The sequence below is a fragment of the Nocardiopsis protaetiae genome (genome assembly GCF_045446735.1).
Classification (GTDB): Bacteria; Actinomycetota; Actinomycetes; order Streptosporangiales; family Streptosporangiaceae; genus Nocardiopsis; species Nocardiopsis protaetiae.
The window spans coordinates 1-5648 of record NZ_JBJJBV010000363.1 but is presented as its reverse complement, the minus strand read 5'-3'; the positions used below and the strand labels follow the sequence as shown (position 1 = coordinate 5648).

The window sequence follows — 5648 nt, the reverse complement described above, 5'->3', positions numbered from 1 at the left end:
GGGATCCGGCCCAGCACGGCCTTCTGGAACGCCTCCAGCGGCCCCAGCCGGAACCGGCGCAGCCACAGGGTGGACCCGGCCAGGAGCAGGGCGGCGACCGCCGCCCACAGCCCCATCACCCACCACGGTCCGGTGTCGGCCAGCCGGGCGGACAGGCCCAGGCCGATGCCGTAGCAGGCGAGCATGCACAGCACGTTCTGCGTCACGTACCCGGTCATGGCCATGCGGCCCAGGGAGGACAGGGAGACGACCCCCCACCCGGCCGGGTCGGCCCGGTCCACCAGCCACCCGACGGCGCCGATCAGGCCCAGGGCCACGACCGGGGCGGCGACGTAGCGGTCCACGAAGAACAGGTCGGCGCCGCCCAGGGCGGTCGCGATGTTGAGCGGGACGCCCACGCCCAGGCCCCAGGCGAGCAGGCGGGCGCGCAGCCGCCGCCCGGCGTCGTCGCCGCTGAAGGCCCCGGCCCGGAACAGCCGCACACCCAGCAGGAACATGAAGACCATGAACGCGAACGTGATGATCGGCTCGGCGCGCATCGCGAGCATGTTGTCCAGGCGGAGCCCGATCTGGTCGAGGTAGGTGCCGTGCGCGTACAGGTCCACGACCTCGGCCGGGACCCCGCCGTCGGCGGACTGGGCGCCCGGCTGCGGCAGGAGCGCGGACGCGGCGGTGAGCAGGCCCACGACGGCCAGGTGCAGGACGAGGCAGGTCCACATCACCGCGTTCCGCACCCGCCGGGAGCGGGTGAGCAGCCAGGCCACCAGCAGGGAGGTCACGGCGTAGCCCATGAGGACGTCGGCGGCGAACACCAGGGTGAAGTGCACCAGGCCCTCGGTGAAAAGGAACAGCGCCCGCCACTTGTAGGGGCCGGGCCAGCGGCCGCCCTTCTTGGCGGCGGACCGGAACTGGATGGCCAGGCCCACCCCGAAGAGGAGGGTGAGCAGCGCCAGGAACTTGCCGTTGGACAGCAGCAGGAGGACGCCCTGGGCGACGGTGCCCGGGGAGGGGTCGGCCAGGGCGCCGGCCAGCGGGCTCAGCTCTTCGCTGAAGAGCATGTTGGCCTCGCCGCCGGGCGCGGCGAACAGCCACACGTTGGTGGCGAGGGTGCCCAGGATCGCGACGCCGCGCAGGACGTCGAGCAGGGGCAGGCGGCGGGACACGGCCGGGGTCGGTGACGGGCTCGGGGTCGCACTCGGGCTCGGCGCGGCCGGGGCCCCGGGGGCCTCGGGTGCGCGGGTCGGGTCGGGGTGACCGGTCAAGGTCGTCGCCTCCGGTTCGGGGGTCAACGGGTTCGGGGGCTCTCAGGGGCCGTGAAGAGCCGGTCGAGGTGGGTGGTGAGGGCGGCGCGGACCGCCTCCGCGGTGAAGGGCTCGGCGGTGACGAGGTGGTGCAGGGTCAGGCCGTCGACGCAGGCGATCAGGGCGACCGCCTCGGCGCGGGGGTCGCGGTCGGCGGGGAGCTCGCCCTCCCGGACGGCGATCTCCAGGGCCTCGGTGAGGGCGTCGGCGAGGGCGAGGGTGGCGTCCCGGTGCATCCGCAGCATCTCGGGGTCGGCCAGGGCCGCCGGGAGGAACTCCAGCCAGACGGTGAGCTCGCGGACGCGTTCGTCGTCCAGGGGCAGCAGGGTCTCGGTGGCGCGGTCGAGCCAGTCGCGCACCGAGGCGACGGGCTCGGGCCCGGTGGAGATCTCCTGCAACCGCTGCTCGGCGCGGTGGTACATGTGCTCCACGCCGAACCGCAGCAGCTGGGCCTTGGAGCGGAAGTAGCGCTGCACCAGGCCGATGGACACCCCCGCGTGGTCGGCGACGTCGGCGAGGGTGGTCCGGGCCAGTCCCCGCTCCCCCACCACCGCCATGAGCGCTTCGGCGACCTGTCGTCGCCGCTGTTCGTGATCCGCGGTCCGTGCCATGAAAAAAATAATACGGCAATATTTTTATAGGGCAAGCGGTGGGGACGGGTGGATCCCGCTCCGGGGGCGGCCGGATCCGGCCGCCCCCGGAGCGGGACTCCTCAGCCGTCTTCCATCAGGCGGTTCAGCAGCGGGCCGAACTCCTCGTCGGAGGTGTACAGGGACACCGACCGCTCCCCGTGGTCGACCTTCACCCCCACCGGGCGCAGGTCGGGCACCTCGGCCTCGGCCCGCGCGGCCGAATCCGGGTGCCACCAGAACAGCTGGGCGCTGATCGGCTTCTCCGCGTCGGCGACGAAGCGCTCGGCCAGCTCCTGGAGGCGTTCCATCGCCATGATCGGGTGGCCCTTGCCCAGCGGGTGGGCCAGCACCACCTCGCGCACCGGGAAGGCCACCAGCGCCCCGTGCGGCGCCTCGCCCAGGAAGCGGGAGAGCACGTGGGCCTGGGCGGCGGTGTAGGGCTGGGCCCCGCCGATGTGGACGATCGCCGCGCCGCCGAGGTCGACCTCGCTCGCCTCGACCTCCTCCGCGACCGAGGCGGCCACGGCCTGGGCGAAGGCCTGCTCCTCGGTGAGGCCCATCGCCCCCAGCGCGGACCGGCTCAGCGGCTGCACGCTGTCGGGGGTGTCGATCACCACCGTCTCGCGCAGGCCCTCGGCGAAGTCCCGGTACAGCAGGGTGTCCCACACGTCCTGCGGGAGGGCGGTGGCCGGGTAGACGCGGGAGCGCAGGTGGCCGGCGGCGGTCGCGTCCTGCGGGGCGATCTGGCGGATCCGCCCGGCGAGGGCCTCGGCGTAGGGGCCCGCCCGGTCGAAGGCGGCGTCGACGGAGGCGTCCTCCAGGCCCTCCAGGTACCGGCTGACGTCGGTGCGGATCGAGCCCCGGGCGGTGTCCACCTCCAGGACGTTCGGGAACAGGAAGCGGGCGCGCAGGTCCAGCCGTTCGAGCACGGCGATCAGGGCGCCGCGGGCGTGATCGGAGGAGCGGGGCGGGTAGTGGGTGCCCAGGGCGACGCCGCGTTCGCGGAAGCCCCGCATCAGGGCGAGCACGACCTGGGAGGCCAGCTCCGGGTACTGCTCGACGGGGTACTCGCGGGCGTTCTCGACCGCCTCGGCGTAGTCGGTGACGAAGGGCTCGGCCTCGGGGAGGGGGATGAGCACCTCGGTGGAGGAACGCCGTTCCGCGCCGATCTCCGCGCGCGCGAACGCCTCCACGATCAGGGCGACCAGATCGGGTCGGGGACCGTCGGGGTTCTGTGTGTCGGACATGCGCTGTGTGACTCCTCGGTGACCGGTGTGGTTCGGGCGGCCCGCGTACTCCGTGTCCGAGTCCGGGACATGGCGGTGACGGAACGCACCCCGGCGTGACCGTGCGCGCCGCACGTGCTCTCATACCCGTATGCCTTCCGCCCCCCACCCCTCCCGCTGGAGCCGCCGCGCCTTCCTGGCGCTGGGCGGCGGTGCCCTGCTGGCCGCCACCGCGTCGTCCCGGGTACCGCCCCCGGAATGGGACGTGGCGGTGGTCGGGGCGGGGCCGGCCGGGCTGGCCGCCGCGAGCAACCTGTACGAGCACGGCCTGCGGGTGGTGGTGCTGGAGGCCCGCGACCGGGTGGGCGGCCAGGTGTTCACCGACCGGTCCCTGGCCGCGGTCCCGGTGGAGCTGGGCGCGGGGCTGATCCACGGGGCGGACGCCTCCACCTGGGAGCTGGTGGCCGAGACCGGGGCGCGGACCGCGCGGATGCGTTCGGGCTGGTCGGAGTCGCCGCCCCTGGACCTGTCCCGGGGCCCGCGGGAGGACGAGGACGCCGCCGCCTACCTGCGCAGGCTGGGGGTGCCGCGGGCGCAGTGGCCGCCGGTGGAGATCGACGGGGAGCCCTTGGAGCGGTGGAGCGCCCGGTGGGTGCACGACACCGGGGTGTTCGACTGGTGGAGCGCGCCGCGGGAGGACTTCCGGGTGCCGGACGGGTACGACCGGCTGCTGGAGCCGCTGGCGGCGGGCCCGGTGGTCGCGCTGGACAGCCCGGTCCGGCTGGTGCGGCGCGGACCGGCCGGGGTGGAGCTCGGGGTGGCCGGGCGGGGGCGCCCGGTGCGGGCCCGCCGGTGTGTGCTGGCGCTGCCCGTGGGGGTGCTGCGGTCGGGGTCGGTGCGGTTCGAGCCCGCGCTGCCCGCCGGGCACCGGGACGCGGTGGCGGCGCTGGAGGCCACCGACGCCGTCAAGCTCGTGTACCGGTTCGACCGGCCGGTGCTGCCCGCCGACCGGGACACCCTGGACGGGGACGGCGCGGTGGTGTGGAGCGTGGCGCGCGACCCGGAGGCGGTGTCGGTGTGGGCGGCCGGGGACCGGGCCCGCGACCTGCTGGCCCGGGAGCGGGACGACCGGTTCGCCGAGGGGCTGCGGGCGCTGGCGGCGGCGGTGGGCGGTGCGGTGCCGGACCCGGTGGGGCGGATCACCCACGACTGGTCGGGCGACGAGTACAGCCGGGGCGCGTACCTGCACGTGCCGCCGGGGGCGCACGACGCCCCCGCGGCGCTGGGCGCGCCGGTGGACCGGACGCTGTTCTTCGCGGGGGAGGCGGTCACGGGGGAGAACACCGTGGACGGCGCCTACGACAGCGGGTACGCGGTGTCCGACGACCTGCTGTCGGACCTGCGGGGCGGGTAGGGGCGGGGCGGGTAGGGGGCGGGGCACAGGGGGCTTATCGGGACGGCCTGTGGACAACCGGTTCCCACCTGCGCTTTGTGGTGGAATTGGTGAAGGGCCGTGGAACCGACTCGTCTTCCCCGAGAGGGTTCCCGGCACCGACCGGAGCACATCGCATCAGAGCACAGAACACGAGGGGGTTGCCCGATGACCGATCGCGCGTACGTGATCGCGGGCTCGGAGGCCACGGGGGGCGCCGGGATCCAGGCCGACCTGAAGGCGTTCCAGGAGCTGGGCGTCTACGGGATGGGGACGATCACCTGCATCGTCTCCTTCGATCCGGGGAACGGCTGGGGGCACCGGTTCGTGCCGGTCGACCCGCAGGTCATCGCCGACCAGATCGAGGCGGCCACGGCCTGCCACGACCTGGACGTGGTCAAGATCGGGATGCTCGGCACGCCCGACACCATCGACGTGGTCGCCCAGGGCCTGCGCGCCCAGGACTGGCGGCACGTGGTGCTGGACCCGGTGCTGATCTGCAAGGGCCAGGAGCCGGGGGCGGCGCTGGACACCGACAAGGCGCTCACCGAGAAGATCCTGCCGCTGGCCACGGTGATCACGCCCAACCACTTCGAGGCGATGACGCTGGCGGGCATGGAGTCCATCGACACCGTCGACGACCTCGTCGAGGCGGCCCGCCGCATCCACGACCTGGGACCCTCGCACGTGATCGCCAAGGGCGGCGCGGAGCTGCCCGGCCCGGACGCCGTCGACGTGCACTTCGACGGCACGGAGGTGACCGTGCTGCGCGCGCCCAAGATCGGCGAGGAGCGGGTGAGCGGCGCGGGCTGCACCTTCGCCGCCGCGATCACCGCCGAGCTGGCCAAGGGCGCCGGGGTCGGCGCGGCCGCGGCCACCGCCAAGGAGATGGTCCGCCGCGGCATCGAGCACCGGCTGACCACCCACGCCCCCTTCGCCTCCGTCACCACCCGCTCCCCACGCTGACCCCCGGTGACGCCGGGGGCTCCGAACGGCCGGGCGGCCGCGCGCCCGCCCGGGCCGGGGACGCCCGGACACGTCGGGCCGCCGAAGGCGG

The 5648-nt window shown here is 74.6% G+C and carries 5 protein-coding genes; 2 read left to right on the top strand and 3 right to left on the bottom strand.

The genetic code is table 11. The annotated features are described in order from the left end of the window. From ACJOT3_RS31940 to ACJOT3_RS31930, 3 genes are all read right to left on the bottom strand, one after another. Nucleotides 1-1163: DUF418 domain-containing protein (locus ACJOT3_RS31940; RefSeq protein WP_406976860.1), on the bottom strand; the 1163-nt coding region annotated here is incomplete at its 3' end. A gap of 122 nt (nt 1164-1285) precedes the next feature. Further along, nucleotides 1286-1912, bottom strand: a complete 627-nt coding sequence (locus ACJOT3_RS31935; protein ID WP_406976859.1) for a TetR/AcrR family transcriptional regulator — start codon at nt 1910-1912, stop codon at nt 1286-1288. Between the two features lie 101 nt (nt 1913-2013). Beyond that, nucleotides 2014-3180: a hypothetical protein gene (locus ACJOT3_RS31930; RefSeq protein ID WP_406976858.1), complete on the bottom strand. Its 1167-nt coding sequence runs from the start codon at nt 3178-3180 to the stop codon at nt 2014-2016. Between the two features lie 130 nt (nt 3181-3310). On the opposite strand from ACJOT3_RS31930, the gene ACJOT3_RS31925 reads away from it, so the two are divergent. Both ACJOT3_RS31925 and thiD read left to right on the top strand, forming a co-directional pair. After that, nucleotides 3311-4573: a flavin monoamine oxidase family protein gene (locus ACJOT3_RS31925; RefSeq protein WP_406976857.1), complete on the top strand. Its 1263-nt coding sequence runs from the start codon at nt 3311-3313 to the stop codon at nt 4571-4573. A 186-nt stretch (nt 4574-4759) separates the two neighbouring features. Continuing rightward, complete coding sequence (thiD, locus tag ACJOT3_RS31920; protein ID WP_406976856.1) at nt 4760-5557, top strand: bifunctional hydroxymethylpyrimidine kinase/phosphomethylpyrimidine kinase; 798 nt, start codon at nt 4760-4762, stop codon at nt 5555-5557. Nucleotides 5558-5648 lie beyond the last annotated feature (91 nt).

Bases quoted from the DNA above. Each gene is read 5' to 3' on its own strand.
- ACJOT3_RS31935 (WP_406976859.1), bottom strand. From the start codon at position 1,912: ATGGCACGGACCGCGGATCACGAACAGCGGCGACGACAGGTCGCCGAA.
- thiD (WP_406976856.1), top strand. From the start codon at position 4,760: ATGACCGATCGCGCGTACGTGATCGCGGGCTCGGAGGCCACGGGGGGC.
- ACJOT3_RS31930 (WP_406976858.1), bottom strand. From the start codon at position 3,180: ATGTCCGACACACAGAACCCCGACGGTCCCCGACCCGATCTGGTCGCC.
- ACJOT3_RS31925 (WP_406976857.1), top strand. From the start codon at position 3,311: ATGCCTTCCGCCCCCCACCCCTCCCGCTGGAGCCGCCGCGCCTTCCTG.